We start from the raw sequence: 22014 nt of genomic DNA, 5'->3' as shown, positions 1-22014 counted from the left end.
TTCGTCCTATGGCGCCCAGGGCACGGGCGGCGCTTCGATGCGCGGGCCGTCGAAGCCGCGCACTTCGCCGAAGCGTTCGCTGTGCGCCTGCCAGTCGCGCTGTGCCTGCGTGATGTAGGGCTTGCCGTGGCCGACGAAGTTCCACCAGATGGTGATGTCCTCGCCGAATGGGGCGCCGCCGATGAGCAGCGCGCGCGTGCCGGCGGGCAGCTCCAGGCGCAGCGTATCGGCGCCGGGCGGCAGGTACAGCAGCTCGTCGGCCGCCAGGGCCTGCCCCTGCGCGGAGGCGGAGCCGGTGAGCGGCACCAGGCCGTATTCGAACGCGGGGTCGAGCGCCAGCGTGAGCGCCGCGTCCCGCGGCGCATGCCAGTCCACGCCCACCAGCGGCGTGTGCACCAGCACGGGCGATTGCCGGCCCATGAACGCGCCGGCCAGCAGCACGGCCTCGGCGCCGCCCTCGTTCCAGCGCGGCAGGTCGGGGTAATGGTCGAAGCGCGGCGCCATGTCGGCCACGCGCGCGGGCAGCGCGATCCACAGCTGCGCCGTGTGCAGCCGCGTCTCGCCGGCCACCGACTCCTCGGTGTGCGCGATGCCGCGGCCGGCGGTCATCAGGTTGACCTGGTCGGCGCGTATGACCTGCTCGTTGCCCAGGCTGTCGCGGTGCAGCACCTCGCCCTCCAGCATCCAGGTGAAGGTCTGCAGCCCGGTGTGGGGGTGCGGGCCTACGCGCAGGCCCTGTCCCGCCGCGAAGCGGGCCGGCCCGGCGTGGTCGAGGAAGCACCAGGCGCCGATGGTGCGCCTGTGCCGCGAGGGCAGCATACGCGCCACCGGCACGCCGCCGCCGATCTCGGCGGTGCGGGCGGGGATGCGGGTGAAGGTGTCGGTCATGGGGGTCTCCGTTCGATGGGGTATTTCACAGCACGGCGCCTTGCGCCGGCAAGAGGGGGTGGGAGCAGCGCCGCGCCCCCGCCCGCTATCGGCCCATGCTGCCGAAGCGCCCGCTGTTGAAGTCGTTGACCGCCTGGACGATCTCCTGCCGGCTGTTCATCACGAACGGGCCGTAGCCGACCACCGGTTCGGCGATGGGCTCGCCGGCCAGCACGAGCAGCTTGGCATCGTCCCGGGCCTCGATGGTCACGCCCGTGCCGGCGTTCGACAGCGTGGCCATCTCGGCGGCGTGCAGCGCGGTGGCGCCATTGACCGCCACCGTGCCGTCCAGCACCACGACCAGCGTGCTCCAGCCCTCGGGCTGGCGCAGGTCGGCCAAGTTGCCGGCGGCCAGGCGCACGTCCCATACGTTCAGGGGCGAGTAGGTCCGTGCCGGGCCCTGCGCCCCCCCGAACGCGCCGGCGATCACGCGCACGCTGCCCGCATCGCCGGGCAGGGCGACGGACGGGATCTGCGCGTCCGTGATGCCCTGGTAGTGCGCTGGCGTCATCTTGTCCTTGGCGGGCAGGTTGACCCACAGCTGCACCATCTCGAACGGGCCGCCACTGCGGCTGTAGGCCTGCGAATGGAATTCCTCGTGGAGGATGCCGCCGCCCGCGGTCATCCACTGCACGTCGCCCTTGCCGATGACGCCGCCGGCGCCGGTGGAGTCGCGATGCTCCACTTCGCCGTCGTAGACGATGGTCACGGTCTCGAAGCCGCGGTGCGGGTGCTGGCCCACGCCGCGCCGGTAGCCGGTGTTGGGGCCGAACCGGGTGGGCGCCGCGTAGTCCAGCAGCAGGAAGGGGCTGCGCTCGGCCACGCCCTCGCCGTCGTAGCCGAACATGCCGTGGACCGGAAAACCGTCGCCCACCCAGTGGCGGTCGGGCGCACTGCGGGTGGACAGGACTTGCTTGAGGGGGATGCTCATGGTCTCTCCAGGCTTGCGTGGCGCGCCGGCCCTGTGCCGGCGCATGATTGAATGGTATGGGCGCGCCAATCGGAAATAAATAGCCTGTTTTTCACCAGATCGTCCTGGAAATGGAGCGATTTGCTGAATTTGAAGTGAAATTGGCCTGCAGGCCAGTCTGGGTAATCGCTGGCAGCTATCAAATGAAAAGCAACTGGGGCTTTCCGGCGGAAGGCCCGGACGATCTGGGATGATCGGCGCATGTCTTCCGTTCCGGCCGATTCCTCCGATCCTTCCCCCCGCGCGCCGCACTGCGATGTCGCCATCGTCGGCGCCGGCCCGGCCGGCCTGATGGCCGCCGAGGCCGTGGCCGCCGCGGGCCTGCGCGCGCATGTGTTCGACGCCATGCCCTCCGTGGGGCGCAAGTTCCTGCTGGCGGGCAAGGGCGGGCTGAACCTCACGCACTCCGAACCCCTGGAGCAGTTCCTGTCGCGCTACGGCGCGCGCCAGGCGCAGCTCGCGCCCTGGCTGCGGGCCTTCGGCCCGGAGCAGCTGCGCGCCTGGGCCGATGCGCTGGGGGCGCAGACCTTCGTCGGCACCTCGGGCCGCGTGTTCCCGCGGGACATGAAGGCCGCGCCGCTGCTGCGCGCCTGGCTGCACCGCCTGCGCGGCCAGGGCGTGCAGCTGCACATGCGCCACCGCTGGCTGGGCTGGGCCGATGGCGCTGCCGACGATGGCGTGCAGCGGCTGCGTTTCGCCACGCCCGCGGGCGTGGCGCTGGCAGATGCGCGTGCCGTGGTGCTGGCGCTGGGCGGCGCCAGCTGGCCGCGCCTGGGCTCCGACGCGGCCTGGGTGCCGTTGCTGGAGCAGCGTGGCGTGGCCATAGCGCCGCTGCGCCCGGCCAACTGCGGCTTCGACGTGCCGCGCGTGGATGCGCCCGCGGGCGAGACGCGGCGCGACTTCCTGCGCGAGCTGGTCGGGCGCGGCCCCACGCCCGCCGTGGGCTGGACGCCGTTCTTCGCCGAGCGCTTCGCGGGCCAGCCGTTCAAGTCGGTGGCGCTGTCGTTCACCGACAGCCAGGGCCGCCGGTTCGAGCGCCGCGGCGAGTTCGTGGCCACGGCCACGGGCGTGGAGGGCAGCCTGGTCTACGCGGTATCCAGCCTGCTGCGCGACGAGATCGCGGCGCACGGCCACGCCACTTTCCACCTGGACCTGCTGCCCGACCATACGCCCGGGCGCGTGCTGGCCGAGGTGCGCCACCCGCGTGGCTCGCGCAGCCTGCCGAGCCACCTCAAGGGCCGCCTGGGGCTGGACGGCATCAAGACCGCCATCCTCTACGAGCAGCTGGGCAAGGCCGGCATGGCCGACCCGGCGGCGCTGGCGCGCGCCATCAAGGCCCTGCCCATCACCGTGGTGGCCGCGCGCCCGCTGCAGGAGACCATCAGCACCGCCGGCGGCGTGCCCTTCGAGGCGCTGGATGCGCACCTGATGCTGCGCGCCGTGCCCGGCGTGTTCTGCGCGGGCGAGATGCTGGACTGGGAGGCGCCCACGGGCGGCTACCTGCTCACCGCCTGCTGGGCCACGGGCCGCGCGGCGGGCGAGGGCGCGGCGCATTTGCTTCAGAACCTGGTGCGGTAGTACAGCATGGGCCCGCCGCGCTTGGCGCGCAGCAGCAGGCGCGAGTCGCCCTGCAGCTGCACGCCGATGGCGCCGAACTCGGGCACCAGGCCGCGGGTGCGCGAGCTGGTCCACTGCACCTCCAGCCGCGTGCCGTAGCTGCCTTGCTCGCGGTGCCAGATCATGCCCATGGCGTCGGCCTCCTGGCCGGATCGGGCCGTGCGGGCCCAGACGGCCATGTCCAGGTGGTGGCCGCTGCCCAGCGGCGCGCGCCAGCGCAGCCCCACGTCGCTGCTCCACGGGGCCACGGCCGTGGTGTACGGCCGCAGGTCGGCCTGGGTGGGCAGCATCAGGCCGAGCGAGAACCCGAGGCTGCCGGCGCGCCCGGGCGGCATCCAGCGCGTGACGTCCAGACGCAGGGATTCGCCCCGCGTATCCAGGGGGGCGCTGCTCCCGGAGATTTCGACGGGCGCCATGGCGGGGGAAGGGGGGACGAAGCTGGTCTGGCCCATCGCCGGGCACACGGGGCTGCCGGCCAGCAGCCACGCCAACAGGCGGCAAGTGCGTGTCCGTGCTGTCGCAAGCGATGGCATGGCGTCACTCCAAGCGTGAAGGGCGATCGTCGGACTCCAGTATGGGAGCGCGCGTCTTCCGCGCAGCTCCGCAAGGGCGCTTTGCCGTGTAGGACGAGGTCTCGCGGCAGCCGTCTCCCCCGGATGGACGGCCGGGATTGATCCATCTCAGAGTTGCTGGCATGGATCGTTGAGATTCGCTATATATAAATATATATTGCGGTGCAGAAATCACGTGGCGCCACAGCATGGCGCTTGTTTTTGTCTAGCGCTATATAAAAATTTCTATAGCGAATCGAGGAAGTGGGAATGGCAGCGAGGGAATCGGCGAAACGGGGGCGCAGGCGGAGCGGGGCCGGCCCGGTGCTGCTGGCGCTGGGACTTTCCGCGGGGGCGGTGCAGGCGGCGGACGGGGTCTTCGAGCTGGGCACGGTGACCGTGGTGGGCGCGCCGGTGAAGAGCCAGGCGGCCGGCGAGGCCGTGCTGGGCCAGGAGGAGATCGCGCGCTACAACGCCGACACCGTGTCCGATGCGGCGCGGCTGCTGCCCGGCGTGAGCATTTCGCGCGTTGGCGCCCGCAATGAGGAGATGATCTACGTGCGCGGCTTCGACTCGCGCCAGGTGCCAGTGTTCGTCGATGGCGTACCGCTGTACGTGCCCTACGACGGCTACGTGGACTTCGGCCGCTTCACCACGTTCGACCTGGCCGAGATTCGCGTCGCCAAGGCCGATGCCTCGCTGCTCTACGGCCCCAACACGCTGGGCGGGGCGATCAACCTCGTCACGCGCAAGCCGGTCAAGTCGTTCGAGGGCGATGCGCGCCTGGGCTTTGGTTCGGGGCAGACGCGCAAGGCAGCGGTCAACCTGGGCGGCAACCAGGACAGTTGGTACTACCAGATCGGCGCCTCGTATCTGGACGCCGACAGCTTTCCGCTGCCCAGCGGGTTCAAGGACTACAAGAAACAGCCCACCGACACCGGCAGCAGCCGCGAGAACGCCTACCGCACCGACAAGCGCCTGTCGTTCAAGCTCGGCCTCACGCCCAATGCCACCGATGAATACGCGCTGGGCTACGTGCGCCAGGAGGGCGGGAAGGGCAACCCGGTCTACACCGGCACCTCCACGCAGAAGAGCGCCGTGCGCTACTGGCGCTGGCCGTACTGGGACAAGGACAGCCTGTACTTCCTGAGCAGCACGCGCATCGGCAGCGACAGCGTGCTCAAGGCCCGGCTGTACCACGACACCTACAAGAACGGCCTGGACATGTACAAGGACGCGAGCTTCACCCAGCACGATCCGACCAGCGCCTACAAGGACACGAGCAAGGGCGCCACCATTGAGTGGGCCAACTACGGCCTGGCCGGGCATGAGCTGCGCTTTGCTGCGCACTACAAGGTGGACGAGCACGACGACACCGGCAAGTTCTACCGCGACGTGACCACCTCGCTGGTGGCCGAGGACACCATCGCCCTGTCCGACCGCTGGCGCCTGACCCTGGGCGCGAGCCGCGAGAAGCGCGACGCCAAGGAGGTCTACCACTGGCCCAAGGGCTCGACCAACGCCACCAACGGCCTGGCCCGGCTGGGCTACGCGCTCACGCAGCAGGGCGACGAGGTGTACGCCGTGCTCTCGCACAAGACGCGCTTTCCCACCATCAAGGACCGCTACTCCGCGCGCATGGGCCGGGCGCTGCCCAACCCCGACCTCAGGCCCGAGGCCGCCAACCACTTCGAGCTGGGCGTGAGCGGCCAGCCCTGGGCGGGCGGCAAGGGCCAGGCGGCCGTGTTCCACAGCCGCGTCAGCGACCAGATCCAGACCGTGGTGGTGCCCTCGGGCGCCTGCGGCGGCACCACCTGCGGCCAGGCGCAGAACGTGGGCCGCACGCGCAACCAGGGGCTGGAGCTGTCGCTGGCGCAGCAGTTCTCGGCCCGGTGGAGCGCGAACGCCAGCTACACCTACCTGCAGCGTACCAACCTGAGCAACCCCAGCGTGACGCTGGTCGACACGCCGCGCCACCGCCTGTTCGCGGCCGTGCGCTGGCTGCCCGGCGCGCAGTGGGAACTGCATGCCACGCTGGAGGCCGAGCAGGGCCGCCGCGTGAACTTCGACGGCGCCTACCGGCAGCTCGGCGGTTTCGGCACCGCCGGGGTCAAGGCGATCTACAAGCCCGCGAAGGATTTCGCGCTCGACTTCGGCGTGGACAACCTGGGCGACAAGTGGTACGAACTGGCCGACGGCCACCCCATGCCCGGGCGGTTCTGGTACGTCAATGGAACCTATCGATTCTGACCGTCTCCCCGAGCGGCGGGACGGCCCTTGCGCGTCGGCGGCCGGCCCGGGCCGCGCCGGTTGCGTGCGGAGAGCGGACATGGCGACACATCCTTTGGCGGCCCTGGTGTATGGCGGCGACATGGACGGCGGCGACGCGGCCGACGCGCTGGTGCTGGAGTTCTGCCAGGACCTGCAGCGCGCGGGCTGGCGCGTGGGCGGCCTGGCGCAGCAGTGCGTGCCGGCCGAGGGCGGCGGCAAGCCGCGCCTGCAGCTCGTGGACATGCGCACGGGTCGGGTGTTCTCCATCTCGCAGGACCTCGGGCCGCTCTCGCGCGCGTGCTGCCTCGACCCGGACGGCGTCGCGCAGGCCGGCGGCGTGCTGCGCCAGGCACTGGCCGACCGGGTGCACCTGGCCGTCGGCAACCGCTTCGGCGCGCTGGAGGCCACGGGCGGCGGCCATGCGGCCGAGCTGGCGGCGCTGGTGGGCGAGGACATTCCCGTGCTCACCGTGGTCGCGGCCAAGCACCTCGATGCCTGGCGCCGGTTCACGGGCGGCATGGGCGAGGAGCTGCCCCCGCGCATGGCCGCGCTGCGGTCCTGGTTCACGCTGGCCGTGGGCCGCAGGGTGCCGGCATGATGCGCCGGCGCCTGCTGCTGCAACTGCCGCTGGCGCTCACGGCCGCGCGCGTCCGTGCACAGAGTGCGGAGGGCGTGGTCGTGGCGCGCTTCGGCACGCCGCCCGGGCACGTGCGCAAGGTGTTCGCGGCGGGCCCGCCCGCGGGCGTGCTGGTGGCGGCGCTCGCGCCCGAGAAGCTCATCGGCTGGCCGCTCACGCTCGGCGACGAGGCGCGCGCGCTGCTCGGCCCGCAGCTGCGCGCGCTGCCGCACACGGGGCGCCTGTCGGGGCGCGGCAGCACGGTGCCGCTCGAATCGCTGCTGCTGCTGGCGCCCGACCTGGTGCTGGACGCGGGCACGGCGGACGCCACCTACGTCTCCGGCGTGCGCCGCGTGAGCGAGCAGACGGGCCTGCCCACGGTGCTGGTGCAGGGGCGCATCGCCGACCACGCCGCGCAGCTGCGCGCGGTGGGCCGCCTGCTGGGCGCGGCCGAACGCGGCGAGCGGCTGGCCCTGGAAGCCGAAGCCGCAATCGCCCTGGCCGCTCGGGTGCGCGCCAGCGTGCCGCCGGCCGGGCGCCCGCGCGTGTACTACGGGCGCGGCGCGGACGGGCTGGAGACGGGACGCGCCGGCTCCATCAACGTGGAGCTGCTGGATTTCTGCGCCGGCCGCAACGTGGCGGCCGAGGCGGGCCAGGGCGCGCTCACGCGCGTGTCGCTGGAGCAACTGCTGCAGTGGGACCCCGAGGTCATCGTCACGCAGGACGCGGCCTTCGCGCGCCGCGTGCTCGCCGACCCGCAGTGGCGCGGCATCGCCGCCGTGCGCGCGGGGCGGGTGCACTGCGCGCCCGCGCTGCCCTTCGGCTGGCTGGACGGGCCGCCCGGCGTGAACCGCCTGATCGGCGTGCGCTGGCTGCTCGAGCGCCTGCACCCCGGCCACCCGGCGCTGCGCGCGCTGGAGCCGCTGCCTGAGGCGGTGCGGCGCTTCTACCAGTCGTTCTACGGCGCCGCGCTGTCGGCGCAGGACGTGCAAAGGCTGCTGGATGGAATATGAGTCGAATCGGGCTTCAGCGCCCATCCATCAAGCGCTAGAAGCTCCTGTATCAATAGCAATGCCGCTGCGCTGGCTGCTGGCCGTGGCGCTGCTCGCGGCCGTGGTGCTGGCGGCCTTCGCCTCGGGCAAGTTCTCCGTCGCGCCGGGCGACCTGTGGCGCGCCGTGGCCGCGCGCCTCACGGGCGCGGAGTCGGGCCTGCCGGCTGCCGTGGAGACGGTGGTGTGGAGCATCCGCCTGCCGCGCGTGGCCGCCGGGCTGCTCGTGGGCATGGCGCTGGCGGCGGCGGGCGCGGCCTACCAGGGCATGTTCCGCAACCCGCTGGTCTCGCCCGACATCCTGGGCGTGTCGGCCGGCGCGGGGTTGGGCGCGGTGGCGGCCATCTACCTGGGCCTGCCGATCGCGGCGGTGCAGGCGCTGGCCTTCGCGGGCGGGCTGCTGGCCGTGGGGGCGGTGCTCGCGGTGGCGGGCCTGGTGCGGCGGCACGACCCGGTGCTGGTGCTGGTGCTCGCGGGCGTGGCCGTGGGCGCGCTGCTGGGCGCGGGCATCGCGCTCGTGAAGATTCTGGCCGACCCCGCCACGCAGTTGCCCACCATCACCTTCTGGCTGCTGGGCGGGCTGAACGCGGTCACGCCCGCGGACCTGAAAGCCACCGCGCCCGCGCTGCTCGCGGGCCTGGTGCCGCTGGCGCTGCTGCGCTGGCGCATCAACCTGCTGTCCCTGCCCGACGAGGAGGCGCAGGCGCTGGGCGTGGCCGTGCGGCGCCTGCGCCTGGCGCTGGTGGCCGCGGCCACGCTGGCCACGGCGGCGGCGGTGTCGCTCGCGGGCATCGTGGGCTGGGTGGGCCTGGTGGTGCCGCACGTGGCGCGGCTACTGGTGGGGCCGGAGTTCTCGCGGCTGCTGCCCGCGTCGCTGCTGCTGGGCGGGGGCTTCCTGGTGGCGGCGGACACGCTGGCGCGCACCGCGGCGCCGATCGAGCTGCCGCTGGGCATCCTCACCGCGCTGGTGGGCGCGCCGTTCTTCCTGCTCCTGCTGGCCCGCTCGGGAGGGCGCGAATGAGCGTGGTGCTGCAGGCGCAGAGCCTGTCCATCGGCCACGGCCGGCGCTGCGTGGCGCAGGGGCTGGCCTTCGCGCTTGCGCCCGGCGAGGTGCTGTGCCTGCTGGGCGCCAACGGCAGCGGCAAGACCACGCTTTTGCGCACGCTGCTCGGCCTGCTGCCGCCGCTGGCGGGCGAGGTGCGCTGCCGCGGCCAGAACGTGGTCGCATGGCCGCGCGCGGCCTTCGCGCGCCACGTGGGCTACGTGCCGCAGGCGCACGCGGGCCTGTTCCCCTTCACCGTGGAGGACGTGGTGCTCATGGGCCGCGCGGCGCGCGTGGGACGCTTCTCCGCGCCGGGCGCGGCGGACCGGCAGGTGGCGCGGCACTGCCTGGAGCTGCTCGGCATCGCCCGCCTGCGCGCGAGTGTCTACACGGCCATCAGCGGCGGCGAGCGCCAGCTCGCGCTCATCGCCCGCGCCCTGGCGCAGGAACCCTCGCTGTTGGTGATGGACGAGCCCACGGCGAGCCTGGACTTCGGCAACCAGATCCGCGTGCTGGAGCACATCGGGCGCCTGCGCGCAGGTGGCATGGCCGTGCTCATGAGCACGCACCAGCCCGAGCACGCGCTGCGCATCGCTGACCGCGTCGCGCTGCTGGGCGGCGGGCGGCTGCAAGCCATCGGCGCGCCGCGCGCCACCGCCACCCCGGCGGCACTCGCCGCGCTCTACGGTGTGAGCGAAAGCGCCGTCGCCGCCTCCTTGAACTGGACCACCGCATGACCATAGACGCCATCGACTTCGGCCGCCTGTACCGCGACCACCTCGCCATCGCCGCGCGCACGCGCAAGACCGCCAGCGCCTGGGACTCCCGCGCCGCGGGCATGGCCGCCAAGGCACTGCGCAGCGGCTACACGCGGGACTTCGTGGCGCGCATGGACCTCGCGGGCGCCGAATCGCTGCTCGACGTGGGCTGCGGCCCCGGCACCATTGCGCTGGCCGTGGCGCCCCGCTTGCGGCGCGTGGTGGGGCTGGACTACAGCGCCGCCATGCTGGACGCCCTGCGCGCGCTGGCCGCAGAGCAGGGCCTCCAGCACGTCGAGACGCTGCACCGCGCTTGGGAGGACGACTGGAGCGACGTGCCCGTGTGCGACGTCGCCGTCGCCTCGCGCGCCACGCTGGTGGACGACATCGCCGCCGCGCTCGCCAAGCTGGACGCCAAGGCGCGGCGGCGCGTGTACCTCACGCACCCCGCGGGCGGGCATTTCATCGACCCGGCCATCCAGCGCGTGATCGGCCGCAGCGTGCCCACCGTGCCGGACTACATCTACCTCGTCAACATCCTGCACCGCATGGGCATCCACCCCTGCCTGTCCTACCTTACGCAGGAAAGCCGCCTGGCCGACGCGCAGGACTTCGACGACTACGCGCGCCGCGTGGCCTGGTCGCTGGGCGAGCTGAGCGTGGCGGAAACCACGCGCCTGTGCGCCTGGTACGGGCAGGCAACGCCCGCCGAGCGCGCGGGCCCGCCCATGCGCTGGGCCTTCATCTCCTGGGAGAAACCACGATGCTGAACGCCGCAACCGACGGCCTGCTGGCCGAACTGCATGCCGACGTGGCGGGCGCCCTGGGCGCGCAGGCCCTGGAGCGCCTGCGCATCGCGCGCGCCGTGCTGGGCATCTTCTTCACGGGCGTGCAGCTCGACAACGGCGTGGGCGGCCTGTGCGCCACGCCCGTCAAGAGCGTGCCCGAGGCCGTGTGCTGCCCCAGCTCCGCGCTGGCCATGCCCGTGCCGGGCCGCATCGCCGGGCGCAGCGCGGCCGAAGTGCTGCAGGATCTGTACCGCCCGCAGGACCTGCGCCGCGCGCTCGCCATCGCCACGCTTAACGCGCTGGCCGAGACGCTGTGGCAGCGGGACGGCCCGCCGCCCGGCGCGCGCGTGGAGGAGGGCGATGCGTTCGACGCGCTCGCCATCGCGCCCGGCCAGCGCGCGCTGCGGCGCAGCGGCCAGCCCTTTCACGTGCTCGAACTCGGCCCCTCCACGCTCAAGCCCGAGGAGCTGCCGTTCTACGCACCCGCCGAGCGCGCCCCGGAGATCGTGGGCGGGGCCGACGTGCTCATCACCACCGGCACCACCCTGGTCAACGGCACGCTGGACGACCTGCTGCGCCACCTGCGCCCCGGCGCGCAGGCCGCCGTGGTGGGGCCCACGGCCACGCTGCGCGCGGCGCCGTTCGCGCGCCGGGGCGCCACCGTGGTGGGCGGCACGCGCGTGCGCGCGCCCGCCGAACTGCTCGACCTGCTCGCCGAAGGGGGCTCGGGCTACCACTTCTTCGGCAAGTCGGTGGAACGCATTTGTCTTTGCCTGTGAAAGGAGTTTTCATGCAACGTTTCTTCCTGGCCTGCGCGGCCTTCCTCCTGGCCGCGAACGCCTGGGCCGCCGATGCGCTGCTGGTCGCCGCGGGCGCCGGCTACCGCAAGCCCGTCATGGAATTGCTGGAGGACTTCTCGAAGTCCAGCGGCATGCGCACCGAGGCGAGCTTCGGCAACATGAGGCAGGTGGAAACGCAGGCCAGGCAGAACCCCGACATCGCGCTGATGATCGGCGACCGCGCTTTCCTGGAGCCCATGGGGCTGGCCGAGCGCTTCCAGCCCCTGGGCACGGGCAGGCTGGTGCTGGTGACGGCGCGCGGGCAGGCCATCGCCTCCCTGGCCGACCTGCGCGAGCCGCGCTTTAGGCGCATCGCGCTGCCCGACCGCGCCAAGGCGGTCTATGGCAACGCGGCAGCCACCTGCCTGGCGCGCCTGGGCCTGGCGCAGCCGCTGGCCGGGCGGCTCGTGGAGGTCGCCACCGTGCCCCAGGTGAGCGCCTATGTCGCCACGGGCGAGGTGGATGCGGGCTTCCTCAACCGCACCGAGGCGCTGGCGCTGCAGGGGCGCGCGGGAGCGGCCATCGACGCGCCGCAGGACTGCTACGACCCCATCGAGCTGAGCGTGGGCGTGCTCAAGGGGCGCGCCGGCGGGGCCGCCGCGCGGGCCTTCCTCAACTACCTGGCATCGCCCGCCGCGCGGCAGGTGCTCGAACGCCACGGCATGTAAATGCTGGACGGCTGTCCGGGTGCGCCCCTGCTGCTGACCTTCGGCGTGGTGGCGTGGAGCATGGGCCTGCAGCTCGTGCTGGGCACGGCGCTGGCGTGGCTGCTCGCGCGCAGGCGCTTCGCGGGGCGTGGGCTGCTCGACGCGCTCGTCACGCTGCCGCTGGTGTTTCCGCCCATCGTGCTGGGCTACGGCCTGCTGTTGCTGCTCGGGCGCCAGGGCTGGCTCACGCAGTGGCTGCCGCCGCCGCTGCGGCCCGAGATCGTGTTCACGCAGACGGGGTTGGTGATCGCGGCCTTCGTCGCCGGGCTGCCGCTCATGGTCAAGCCCGCGCAGGCGGCATTCGCGGGCATACCGCCGCGCCTGCGCGAGGCCGCGGCCTTGCTCGGGCACCGGCCCTGGAGCGTGTTCTGGCGCATCGACGTGCCGCTGGCGCGCCGGGGCGTGGCGGCAGGGCTGGTGCTGGCCGGCGGGCGCGCTCTGGGCGAGGTGGGGCTGTCGCTCATGCTGGGCGGCAACATCGCCGGGCGCACCGAGACGCTGTCGCTGGCCATCTACAACCACGTCATGGACGGCAACCTGGCCTGCGCCAACACGCTGTCGCTGCTGCTGGCGGGCATCGCCGCGCTGGCTTTCTTCGTACTACGCCGATGGGGAGCGCTATGAATTCCGTGTTTTTCGACCACGCCACGATCGACGCCTGGATCGCCGAGGACGCGCCGCTCGTGGACCTGACCACCCACCTGCTCGCCGTGGGCGGCCAGCCCGCGCGCATGCGCTTCACGGTGCGCGGCGAATCGGTGGCCGCCTGCACCGAGGAGGCCGCGCGCATCGTGCGGCACTGCGGCGGGCGCGTAGAGGATCTGCTGGCGAGCGGCACGCCCGTGGCCGCGGGCGACGTGCTGCTGGCCGCCACCGGCGACGCGGCCGGCCTGCTGCGCGCCTGGAAGGTGGCGCAGAACCTGCTGGAGTACGCCTGCGGCGTGGCCGGCGCCACCGCGCGCATGGTGCGCGCCGTGCAGGCCGCCGCGCCCGGCGTGGCCGTGCTCACCACGCGCAAGCATGCGCCGGGGCTGCGCCGCATCGCGCTCAAGGCCACCTTGAGCGGCGGCGCGTTCCCGCATCGGCTGGGCGTGGGCGAGACGGTGCTGGTCTTCCCCCAGCACCGCGCGCTGCTCGGCGGCTGGGACGGCGTGGCCGAGCGCCTGGCCGCCGTGGCGCACGCGCTGGCCGAGAAGAAATGCGTGATCGAGGCGCATTCGCTCGACGAGGCGCTGCGCGCGGCCGCCGCAGGCGCGGACGTGGTGCAGTTCGACAAGGCCGCGCCGCAGGACCTGCGCGCCTGGTGCCCGCCGCTGCGCGCGCGCCACCCGCGGCTGCGGCTGCTGGCCGCCGGCGGCATCAACGCCGGCAACGCGGCGGATTACGCGGCCAGCGGCGTGGATGCGCTGGTCACCAGCAGCCTGCACTACGCCCCGCCCGCCGACGTGGGCGTGAGCGTGGCGCCGCTGTAGCCTCTCTACACTGGCGCCTTCAATGAAAGGACGGCCATGACGGCAGCAGCGCAGCAGGACGGCGCGCGCATCGAATTGCGCGGATCGGTGTGGATGACGGTGGGCGGCCGCAGCCTGGGCGGGCCGGGCCGGGTGGAGCTGCTGGCGTACATCGCCACGCATGGCTCCATCAGCCAGGCGGCCAAGGCCATGGGCATGAGCTACAAGGCGGCGTGGGACGCCATCGACGCCATGAACCAGCTCGCGGGCGAGCCGCTCGTGGAGCGGCTCGTGGGCGGCAAAGGCGGCGGGGGCACGAAGCTCACTGAAAGAGGGATGCGCCTGGTGCGCAGTTTCGGCGTCATCGAGCGCGCGCACCGCCGGTTCGTGGACCAGCTCAGCACGCAGGCGCAGGGCGTGGCCGATGACTTCCTTTTGATACGGAGAATGGGCATGAGAACGAGTGCACGCAACCAATTCTTCGGCACGGTGACCCGCGTGACGCCCGGGGCCGTGAACGACGAGATCGAACTGGACGTGCCCGGCATGGGCCAGAAGCTCGTCGCCATCGTCACGCACGAGAGCGCCCAGAGCCTGGGCCTCGTTCTGGGGGCCGAGGCGTTCGCGCTGGTCAAGGCCTCGTCGGTCATCGTGGTGACGGACGACCAGGGCGCCAGGTTCTCGGCGCGCAACCGCCTGCGGGGCACCGTGTCGCGCGTACAGAAGGGCGCCGTGAACACCGAGGTGGTGATCGGCCTGCCCGGAGGCGCGGCGGTGGCCGCCATCATCACCAACGAGAGCTGCGACGCGCTGGGCCTGGCGCCGGGCACGGCGGCATCGGCGCTGTTCAAGGCGTCGAGCGTGATCGTGGGGGTTCCCGCGTAAGGCGAGGGGAAAAAGAGAGGGGAGGGTGACGAGCCTTACCCCCGGCACTGGCTCCACAGTTAGGGCTGCTTGGTTCCCCACCTGACCCGGTTGGCCGCTTCACCATGCGGGGAGGCCCGTCAAGGCGAGATTGTACGCCGGGAAACCGGGGCGAGCGGCCACGCACCATAGAATCACGCCCCATGTCCTATCTCGTGCTCGCCCGCAAATACCGTCCCAAGACCTTCTCGGAGATGGTGGGCCAGGAGCACGTGGTGCAGGCCTTGACGAACGCGCTCACGCAGCAGCGCCTGCACCATGCCTACCTGTTCACCGGCACGCGCGGCGTGGGCAAGACCACGGTCTCGCGCATCCTGGCCAAGTCGCTCAACTGCCAGGGGCCAGACGGCCAGGGCGGCATCACGGCCACGCCCTGCGGCGTGTGCCCGGCCTGCCAGGACATCGACAGAGGGCGCTTTCCCGACTACACCGAGCTCGACGCCGCCTCCAACCGCGGCGTGGACGAGGTGCAGGGCCTGCTGGAGCAGGCCGTCTACAAGCCGGTGCAGGGGCGCTTCAAGGTCTTCATGATCGACGAAGTGCACATGCTCACGAACACGGCGTTCAACGCCATGCTCAAGACGCTGGAGGAGCCCCCGGAATACCTCAAGTTCGTGCTCGCCACGACCGACCCGCAGAAAGTGCCGGTCACGGTGCTCAGCCGCTGCCTGCAGTTCAACCTGCGGCCCATGGCGCCCGAGACGGTGCTCGAGCACCTCGCGCGCGTGCTGGCGCAGGAGGGCGTGGCCGCCGAGCCCCAGGCGCTGCGCCTGCTCGCGCGCGCGGCGCGCGGCTCCATGCGCGACGCGCTGAGCCTGACCGACCAGGCCATTGCCTTCGGCAGTGGCCAGCTGCAGGAAGCCGCCGTGCGCCAGATGCTGGGCAGCGTGGACCGCGGCCATGTGTTCCGCCTGATCGATGCGCTGGCGCAGGGCGACGGCCGGACCGTGGTGGAGACGGCGGACACCTTGCGCACCCATGGCCTGTCGGCCGCAAGCACGCTGGAGGAGATGAGCGCCGTGCTGCAGCGCATGGCCGTGCTGCAGGCCGTGCCGCAGATGGCTGCCGCCGTGGACGCGACCGACCCCGAGGCCGCCGAGATCGCCCGCCTGGCCGCGCTGATGCCGGCCGACGAGACACAGCTGCTCTACAGCATCTGCCTGCACGGCCGCACCGAGCTGGGCCTGGCGCCCGACGAATACGCCGCCCTGACCATGGTGCTGCTGCGCCTGCTGGCCTTCAAGCCCGCTCCGGCCGATGCGGCCATGGCGGAAAAAAAAACTCTGACGCGGCCTGAACCCGCCGCCGCGCCGCCCGCGCGGGCCCATGAGGCGCCGCCGCAGCCCACGCCGGACGATGTGAACCGGGCGGTGCACGAGGCGATCGGCGCGGCGGAGCCCTCGGCGCCAAGTGGCCCGGCCCCAGCGCCCGCCGTGCGCCTGCCCGTGCGGGCGCCCGAGGAATTCCGACAAAATAAGCCTCAACCGCCCGCCAGCCAAGCGCAGACAGCTCCTGAAACGGTAGCAATACCTGTGCGCACCGTGCCCGAGCCCGGCGCGCGCCTGCAGCCCATGGCACCGGGCGGCGCCGCGCCCGCGCCGGCGCGGCTCGTGCCCACGGAGGAGGGCGACGCCTGGTACGCCGTGGTGCAGCAGCTCATCGCGCAGGAGACTATCACTGCCCTGGTGCGCGAGCTCGCACTGCAGTCGCAGCTCGTGGCGCGCGACGAAGGCCACTGGCTGCTGCGCGTGGAGCGCGAGTCGCTGAACCAGCCCACGGCGCGCGAACGCCTGCGCGCGGCCCTTGAGGCCGCGGGCCACGCGCGCCAGATCAGCGTGGAGGTGGGCGTGGTCATCGACAGCCCCGCGCGCCGCAACGCCCAGGCCGCGGCCGAGCGCCAGCGCGCGGCCGAGGACATCGTCCACAACGACCCCTACGTGCAGCAGCTGATGCGCGAGTTCGGCGCGAAAATCGTGCCCGGCAGCATCAAGCCCGCATAAGCATCTTTTTTATAAGCAAAGGAAACCACCCATGTTCAACAAGGGACAGCTCGCCGGCCTCATGAAGCAGGCCCAGGCCATGCAGGACAACCTCAAGAAGGCCCAGGAAGAGCTTGCCAGCATCGAGGTCGAGGGCGAATCCGGCGCCGGCCTGGTCAAGGTGCTGATGACCTGCAAGCACGACGTCAAGCGCGTGACCATCGACCCCAGCCTGCTGGCGGACGACAAGGACATGCTGGAGGACCTGGTGGCCGCAGCCTTCAACGCCGCCGTGCGCAAGGCCGAAGAGACCTCGCAGGAAAAGATGGGCAAGATCACGGCCGGCATGCCGGGCTTGCCCGGCGGGATGAAGTTCCCGTTCTGACGGCGCCGCCGCCCCGCGCATGTCCGACACCGGCTCCCTCGACGCGCTGATCCAGGCCCTGCGGCGCCTGCCGGGCGTGGGCGTGAAGTCGGCCCAGCGCATGGCCTTCCACCTGCTGCAGCACGACCGCGGCGGGGCGCAGCAGCTGTCGCAGGCGCTGGCCCGGGCGTGCGAGCAGGTGCGCCACTGCGAGCGCTGCCACACCTTCACCGAGGGCGCGGTGTGCGACACCTGCCTGGACCCGGCGCGCGATGCCACGCGCCTGTGCGTGGTGGAGACGCCGGCCGATCAGTCCGCCCTGGAGCGCACGGCCGCCTTCAAGGGCCTGTACTTCGTGCTCATGGGCCGGCTGTCGCCGCTGGACGGCGTGGGGCCGCGCGACATCGGCGTGCACAAGCTGCTGGAGCGCGCCGGCGACGGCGTGGTGCAGGAGGTGATCCTGGCCACCAGCTTCACCGCCGAGGGCGAGGCCACGGCCCACGCCATCGCCGAGGCGCTCAAGCGCCGCGGCATCCACGTCACGCGGCTGGCGCGCGGCGTGCCCGTGGGCAGCGAGCTGGAGTACGTGGACTTGGGCACCATCGCCCACGCGCTTGCGGACCGGCGTTGAGGCACCCAAAATGACCCGCTTCACCGTGGCCTACTGGTGCGTGCTGGCCGCGGCGCTGCTGCCCATACTGTGCGCGCTGCTGGCCAAGCGCGGGAGCTTCCGCGGCGCCGACAACCACGACCCGCGCGCCTGGCTGGCGCGCCAGAGCGGCTGGCGCGCACGCGCCAACGCGGCCCAGGCCAACAGCTTCGAGGCGCTGCCGTTCTTCATCGGCGCGGTCGTCATCGCGCACCAGATCGGCGCGCCGCAGGCGGCGCTAGACCTGCTGGCTTGCGTGTTCATCCTGCTGCGTGTGTCCTACATCGCGCTGTACGTGGGGGACAGTCCCACGGCGCGCAGCGTGGTCTGGGGGCTGGCCTTCCTGGTGAACATCGCCATCCTGCTGCTGGGTTGGCGCTGAACGGTAAAATGGGCGCCTTCGGCCTGCCCATTCAGCGCAGGCCGCTGCTTTTTTCATAGCTTCGCGGGCGTGCCCTGGCTGGCCCGCGCGGCGTTTCTCTTTGTTTCCATGATCGATCTTCGGGGCATCACCCAGATTTACCAGGGCCCGCAGGGCCCGGTCGAGGCCTTGCGCGGCATTGACCTGCACGTCACCCCGGGCGAGGTGTTCGGCATCATCGGGCGGTCGGGCGCGGGCAAGAGCTCGCTGGTGCGCGTGATCAACCTGCTCAACCGCCCAACGAAGGGGCAGGTGATCGTGGACGGGCGCGACCTCACCCGGCTCAAGGACGCCGAGCTGCGCGCCGCGCGGCGCGAGATCGGCATGGTGTTCCAGCACTTCAACCTGCTGTCCTCGCGCACGGTGTGGGACAACGTCGCGCTGCCGCTGGAGCTGGCGGGCATGGACAAGGCCGAGATCCACGCGCGCGTGCAGCCCTTGCTGGATCTCGTGGGCCTGTCGCACCTGGCCGACCGCTACCCGGCGCAGATCTCGGGCGGGCAGAAGCAGCGCGTGGGTATCGCCCGGGCGCTGGCCAGCCGGCCCAAGGTGCTGCTGTCCGACGAGGCCACGAGCGCGCTCGACCCCGAGACCACGCGCTCCATCCTGGACCTGCTGCGCCAGGTGAACCGCGAGCTCGGCGTGACGGTGGTCCTGATCACGCACCAGATGCAAGTCATCAAGCAGATCGCCGACCGCGTGGCCGTGATCGAGGCCGGGCGCATCGTGGAAATGGGCCCGGTGATCGAGGTGTTCACGCGCCCGCGCGAGGACATCACCAAGAGCCTGATCGACGAGATCGTGCCGCAGGAGCTGCCCGCGGGCGTGCTCGCGCGCGTGCGCAGCCTGGCGGCGCGCCTGGCGCCGCAGGCCAGCGGCCAGCTGCTGCGCCTGTCGTACGCGGGCGAGCAGGCCTACGAGCCCATCCTGTCGCACCTGATCCGCGAGCTGGGGTTGGACCTGTCCATCCTGCACGGGCAGATCGACGAGATCCAGGAGCAGACCTTCGGCTCGCTGGCCGTGTACGCCAGTGGTCCCATGGCGCGCATAGGCGCGGCCATCGATTACCTGCGCGCGCAGGGCGTCGTGGTCAAGACGGTTGAGGTGAACTGATGTTCGAGAATTTTTCCGAAATGATGCTGGAGCTTTTCGCCACCTCGCTGTGGGAGACGGTGATCATGGTCGGCGTCTCCGGCGTCGTGGGCGGCCTGGTGGGCATTCCGCTCGGGGTGTTCCTGCGCCTGACCGACAAGGGCGGCATCCTGCAGAACGCGCCGCTCAACACCGTGGTGGGCGGCATCGTCAACGCCGTGCGCTCCACGCCCTTCATCATCCTGCTGGTGGCTATCATCCCGTTCACGCGCCTGGTCACGGGCACGTCCATCGGCACCTGGGCCGCCGTGGTGCCGCTCACGCTGGCGGCCGCGCCCTTCATCGCGCGCCTGGTGGAGACCGCGCTGCGCGAGGTGGACTCCGGCCTGGTCGAGGCCGCGCAGTCCATGGGCGCGACCACCTGGCAGATCGTCTGGAAGGTGCTGCTGCCCGAGGCGCTGCCGGGCATCGTCGCCGGGCTGACCATCAGCTTCGTGAGCCTCACGGGTTACTCGGCCATGGCCGGCGCCGTGGGCGGCGGCGGCCTGGGCGACCTGGGCATCCGCTACGGCTACCAGCGCTTCCTGCCGGACGTGATGCTGGCCGTGGTGCTGATCCTCATCGTCTTCGTGCAGGCCATTCAGAGCCTGGGCGACTGGGCCGTGCGCCGCATGTCGCACCGCTGAGATGCCATCCGGTTGTTTGGATATGGCAAACAATTCGTTCTGACGGCGCCGCGGCGGGCCTACGATAGCGGGCTGTTTCCACACTATCCGCAAAAAGGCTCCAACATGCTTTCCAAGCGCTCCCTGATCCGATCCACCCTGGCCCTGGCGCTTGCCGTCGGCTTTGCCGGCGCCGCGCCGGCGCAGGACAAGCCGCTCAAGATCGGCGTCACGGCCGGCCCGCACGCGCAGATCATGGAGCAGGTCAAGAAGGTGGCCGAGCAGCAGGGCCTGAAGATCCAGGTGGTGGAGTTCAGCGACTACGTGCAGCCCAACGCGGCCCTGGCCGCGGGCGACCTGGACGCCAACAGCTACCAGCACAAGCCCTATCTGGATGCGCAGATCAAGGACCGCGGCTACGCGTTCGCCGTGGCGGCCAATACGGTCAACTTCCCCATCGGCATCTATTCCAAGAAGATCAGGAAGCTGGCTGATCTCAAGGAGGGTGCGCGCTTCGGCATTCCCAACGACCCCACGAACGGCGGCCGCGTGCTGCTGCTCCTGCAGGCCCAGGGGCTGATCAAGCTCAAGGACGGCGCGGGCCTGAAGGCCACGCCGCTGGACGTGGTGGGCAACCCCAAGAAACTCAAGTTCGTGGAGCTCGACGCCGCGCAGCTGCCGCGCTCGCTCGACGACCTGGACGCATCGGCCATCAACACCAACTTCGCCATCTCGGCCGGGCTCAACCCCAAGACCGACGCCATCGCCCAGGAAAACCCCGACGGTCCCTACGTGAACATCCTCGTGGTGCGCGCGGCCGACAAGGACAAGCCCTGGGTGGCCAGGCTCGTGAAGGCCTACCACAGCGAAGAGATACGCCGCTTCATCGACACGCAGTTCAAGGGCTCGGTGCTGGCCGGCTGGTGATCGACAGCCTCTCGTCCGACAGCCCCGCGCATGGGGCTGCCGTACGATGCAGCGGCCGCGCCCCGGCGGCTTCTTCCAGAAAGGCTTCCGTATGAGCAAGTACCGCATCGCTGTCGTCGTGGGCAGCCTCCGCAAGGATTCCTTCAACCGCAAGCTCGCGAACGCGCTGGCGCGCCTGGCGCCGCCGGACTTCGAGTTCGAACAGGTGCGCATCGACGACCTGCCGCTGTACAACCAGGACGACGACGGCCACCAGGCCGCGCCGGTGCTGCGGCTCAAGAAAGAGATCGCTGCAGCGCAGGGCGTGCTGTTCGTGACGGCGGAGTACAACCGCTCCATCCCCGGCGTGCTCAAGAACGCCATCGACAACGCCTCGCGCCCCTACGGCCAGAGCGCCTGGGCGGGCAAGCCGGCGGGGGTGATCGGCATCTCCATCGGCACCATCGGCACGGCCATGGCGCAGCAGCACCTGCGCAACGTGCTGGCCTACCTGGACATGCCCACGCTGGGCCAGCCCGAGGCCTTCCTGCAGGCCAAGGAGGGCCTGTTCGACGCCGACGGCAACATAGGCGAGGCCAGCCGCGCTTTTTTGCAGGGGTGGGTGGACAAATACGTGGCGTGGGTCAAGCGGCACAACGCCTGAAGTAAACCATGCGCCCGAGCCCCTCCCTGGCGAGGGAGGGATTGGGGAGAGGGGGCGTCAGGCGGCCTGCGAGATGCGCTCCTGGTTGGCGGCGCCGGCCTGCACATGGGCCTCGATGGCCTGGTTGGCGGCGGCCAGGGCCTGTGTCTTGGCCTCCTCGCCCAGGGCCATGCCCTCGGCGCGCACGAAGCGCACGTCGGTCACGCCGAAGAAGCCCAGCACGGTCTGCAGGTAGCTTTCCTGGTGCTCCATGGCGCGGCCGGCCTCGCTGGTGGAATACACGCCGCCGCGGCTGGAGGCCACGATCACCGTCTTGCCCTTGGCCAGGCCTTCCGGGCCGTTCGCCGTGTAGCGGAAGGTGCGGCCCGGCTGGGCGATGCGGTCGATCCAGGCCTTGAGCTGGGTAGGAATGGCGAAGTTGTAGAACGGCGCACCGATCACCACCACGTCGGCCGCGAGAAACTGGCGCACCAGGCGCTCGGATACGGCGTTCTCGCGCTGCTGCGCCTCGCTCAGCCCTTCGGTCTGGCCCGTGCGCGGGGCCATGGCCTCCATGGTGAAGTGTGCGGGGGCCTCGGCCACCAGGTCCAGGTAGCTGACCTGGGTGGCGGGGTGGCTGGCCTGCCACGCCTGGACGATGCGGGCCGTGAGCTGGCGCGAGACGGACTGGTCGCCGGTGATGGCGGAATCGATGTGCAGCAGTTGCATGGAGTTTCCTGTCTAAGTGCAAACCCTAGGTGTGGGCGATAGGCAAATTGTAGTTT

At 71.5% G+C, this 22014-nt stretch carries 24 protein-coding genes and 1 other RNA gene; 20 read left to right on the top strand and 5 right to left on the bottom strand.

Annotation, left to right across the window (positions count from 1 at the left end; translation table 11 throughout):
* Positions 1-6 precede the first annotated feature (6 nt).
* Together ALIDE2_RS13225 and ALIDE2_RS13220 are read right to left on the bottom strand one after the other, a co-directional pair.
* On the bottom strand, positions 7-888 hold the full coding sequence (locus ALIDE2_RS13225) for a pirin family protein (protein WP_013722257.1): 882 nt from the start codon (positions 886-888) through the stop codon (positions 7-9).
* 85 nt (positions 889-973) lie between these two features.
* Complete coding sequence (locus ALIDE2_RS13220) at positions 974-1858, bottom strand: pirin family protein (RefSeq protein WP_013519299.1); 885 nt, start codon at positions 1856-1858, stop codon at positions 974-976.
* 240 nt (positions 1859-2098) lie between these two features.
* On the opposite strand from ALIDE2_RS13220, the gene ALIDE2_RS13215 reads away from it, so the two are divergent.
* The gene (locus ALIDE2_RS13215; RefSeq protein ID WP_013722256.1) at positions 2099-3475 is read left to right on the top strand and encodes a TIGR03862 family flavoprotein; all 1377 of its coding nucleotides are present in this window, start codon (positions 2099-2101) and stop codon (positions 3473-3475) included.
* Here ALIDE2_RS13215 and ALIDE2_RS13210 read toward each other — a convergent pair.
* A complete protein-coding gene (locus ALIDE2_RS13210; RefSeq protein ID WP_013722255.1) occupies positions 3457-4047 on the bottom strand; it encodes a hypothetical protein in 591 nt (196 codons plus the stop codon). The two genes, ALIDE2_RS13215 and ALIDE2_RS13210, sit on opposite strands and share 19 nt — an antisense overlap.
* Positions 4048-4335: 288 nt before the next feature.
* Between ALIDE2_RS13210 and ALIDE2_RS13205 the strand changes: the two genes are divergently transcribed.
* The 11 genes from ALIDE2_RS13205 to ALIDE2_RS13155 all read left to right on the top strand — a co-directional run bounded on the left by ALIDE2_RS13205 (position 4336) and on the right by ALIDE2_RS13155 (position 14471).
* Positions 4336-6315, top strand: a complete 1980-nt coding sequence (locus ALIDE2_RS13205; protein WP_013722254.1) for a TonB-dependent receptor plug domain-containing protein — start codon at positions 4336-4338, stop codon at positions 6313-6315.
* Positions 6316-6394: 79 nt separating this feature from the next.
* On the top strand, positions 6395-6934 hold the full coding sequence (locus ALIDE2_RS13200; RefSeq protein ID WP_013519295.1) for a DUF2478 domain-containing protein: 540 nt from the start codon (positions 6395-6397) through the stop codon (positions 6932-6934).
* The gene (locus ALIDE2_RS13195) at positions 6931-7965 is read left to right on the top strand and encodes an ABC transporter substrate-binding protein (RefSeq protein ID WP_013722253.1); all 1035 of its coding nucleotides are present in this window, start codon (positions 6931-6933) and stop codon (positions 7963-7965) included. Before ALIDE2_RS13200 ends, ALIDE2_RS13195 begins: the two co-directional genes overlap by 4 nt.
* A 58-nt stretch (positions 7966-8023) precedes the next feature.
* Positions 8024-9022 carry a FecCD family ABC transporter permease gene (locus ALIDE2_RS13190; protein WP_013722252.1) on the top strand — a complete coding sequence of 333 codons (999 nt, stop codon included), beginning with the start codon at positions 8024-8026 and terminating at the stop codon, positions 9020-9022.
* Positions 9019-9780, top strand: a complete 762-nt coding sequence (locus ALIDE2_RS13185; RefSeq protein WP_013519292.1) for an ABC transporter ATP-binding protein — start codon at positions 9019-9021, stop codon at positions 9778-9780. Before ALIDE2_RS13190 ends, ALIDE2_RS13185 begins: the two co-directional genes overlap by 4 nt.
* Positions 9777-10571 carry a class I SAM-dependent methyltransferase gene (locus ALIDE2_RS13180; protein ID WP_013519291.1) on the top strand — a complete coding sequence of 265 codons (795 nt, stop codon included), beginning with the start codon at positions 9777-9779 and terminating at the stop codon, positions 10569-10571. Before ALIDE2_RS13185 ends, ALIDE2_RS13180 begins: the two co-directional genes overlap by 4 nt.
* The gene (locus ALIDE2_RS13175; RefSeq protein ID WP_013722251.1) at positions 10565-11368 is read left to right on the top strand and encodes a DUF364 domain-containing protein; all 804 of its coding nucleotides are present in this window, start codon (positions 10565-10567) and stop codon (positions 11366-11368) included. The genes ALIDE2_RS13180 and ALIDE2_RS13175 overlap by 7 nt, the downstream gene beginning before the upstream one ends.
* 11 nt (positions 11369-11379) lie before the next feature.
* On the top strand, positions 11380-12096 hold the full coding sequence (gene modA, locus ALIDE2_RS24865; RefSeq protein WP_013519290.1) for a molybdate ABC transporter substrate-binding protein: 717 nt from the start codon (positions 11380-11382) through the stop codon (positions 12094-12096).
* Positions 12097-12759, top strand: coding sequence for a molybdate ABC transporter permease subunit (gene modB, locus ALIDE2_RS24860; protein WP_013519289.1), 663 nt, complete (start codon positions 12097-12099; stop codon positions 12757-12759). It abuts the gene before it with no gap.
* Positions 12756-13607 carry a ModD protein gene (gene modD, locus ALIDE2_RS13160; RefSeq protein WP_013519288.1) on the top strand — a complete coding sequence of 284 codons (852 nt, stop codon included), beginning with the start codon at positions 12756-12758 and terminating at the stop codon, positions 13605-13607. Before modB ends, modD begins: the two co-directional genes overlap by 4 nt.
* A gap of 36 nt (positions 13608-13643) precedes the next feature.
* Complete coding sequence (locus ALIDE2_RS13155; protein WP_013519287.1) at positions 13644-14471, top strand: TOBE domain-containing protein; 828 nt, start codon at positions 13644-13646, stop codon at positions 14469-14471.
* Between the two features lie 24 nt (positions 14472-14495).
* Here the strand turns inward: ALIDE2_RS13155 and ffs are convergent.
* An RNA gene (ffs, locus tag ALIDE2_RS24445) (signal recognition particle sRNA small type) lies at positions 14496-14592 on the bottom strand.
* 61 nt (positions 14593-14653) lie between these two features.
* Between ffs and dnaX the strand changes: the two genes are divergently transcribed.
* The 8 genes from dnaX (at position 14654) to ALIDE2_RS13115 (ending at position 21250) form a co-directional block, all read left to right on the top strand.
* Positions 14654-16510 carry a DNA polymerase III subunit gamma/tau gene (gene dnaX, locus ALIDE2_RS13150; protein ID WP_013519286.1) on the top strand — a complete coding sequence of 619 codons (1857 nt, stop codon included), beginning with the start codon at positions 14654-14656 and terminating at the stop codon, positions 16508-16510.
* Between the two features lie 31 nt (positions 16511-16541).
* Complete coding sequence (locus ALIDE2_RS13145; protein WP_013519285.1) at positions 16542-16874, top strand: YbaB/EbfC family nucleoid-associated protein; 333 nt, start codon at positions 16542-16544, stop codon at positions 16872-16874.
* Between the two features lie 19 nt (positions 16875-16893).
* The gene (recR, locus tag ALIDE2_RS13140) at positions 16894-17484 is read left to right on the top strand and encodes a recombination mediator RecR (protein ID WP_013519284.1); all 591 of its coding nucleotides are present in this window, start codon (positions 16894-16896) and stop codon (positions 17482-17484) included.
* A 10-nt stretch (positions 17485-17494) separates the two neighbouring features.
* Entirely contained in the window at positions 17495-17884 is a 390-nt protein-coding gene (locus ALIDE2_RS13135; RefSeq protein ID WP_013519283.1) for an MAPEG family protein, read from the top strand.
* 108 nt (positions 17885-17992) lie between these two features.
* Positions 17993-19036, top strand: a complete 1044-nt coding sequence (locus ALIDE2_RS13130; protein ID WP_013519282.1) for a methionine ABC transporter ATP-binding protein — start codon at positions 17993-17995, stop codon at positions 19034-19036.
* Positions 19036-19701, top strand: coding sequence for a methionine ABC transporter permease (locus ALIDE2_RS13125; protein ID WP_013519281.1), 666 nt, complete (start codon positions 19036-19038; stop codon positions 19699-19701). The genes ALIDE2_RS13130 and ALIDE2_RS13125 overlap by 1 nt, the downstream gene beginning before the upstream one ends.
* Before the next feature lie 105 nt (positions 19702-19806).
* The gene (locus tag ALIDE2_RS13120) at positions 19807-20607 is read left to right on the top strand and encodes a MetQ/NlpA family ABC transporter substrate-binding protein (protein WP_013519280.1); all 801 of its coding nucleotides are present in this window, start codon (positions 19807-19809) and stop codon (positions 20605-20607) included.
* A gap of 91 nt (positions 20608-20698) precedes the next feature.
* Positions 20699-21250 (top strand): NADPH-dependent FMN reductase, encoded by a 552-nt coding sequence (locus tag ALIDE2_RS13115; RefSeq protein ID WP_041701507.1) that lies wholly within the window; start codon positions 20699-20701, stop codon positions 21248-21250.
* A gap of 57 nt (positions 21251-21307) precedes the next feature.
* Here the strand turns inward: ALIDE2_RS13115 and ALIDE2_RS13110 are convergent, their stop codons facing one another.
* Complete coding sequence (locus ALIDE2_RS13110) at positions 21308-21958, bottom strand: FMN-dependent NADH-azoreductase (protein WP_013519278.1); 651 nt, start codon at positions 21956-21958, stop codon at positions 21308-21310.
* Positions 21959-22014: the final 56 nt, after the last annotated feature.

The sequence above is a fragment of the Alicycliphilus denitrificans K601 genome (assembly GCF_000204645.1).
GTDB lineage: Bacteria > Pseudomonadota > Gammaproteobacteria > Burkholderiales > Burkholderiaceae_C > Alicycliphilus > Alicycliphilus denitrificans.
The sequence above is the reverse complement of the archived record's forward strand: the minus strand, read 5'-3'. Positions and strand labels throughout refer to the sequence as shown.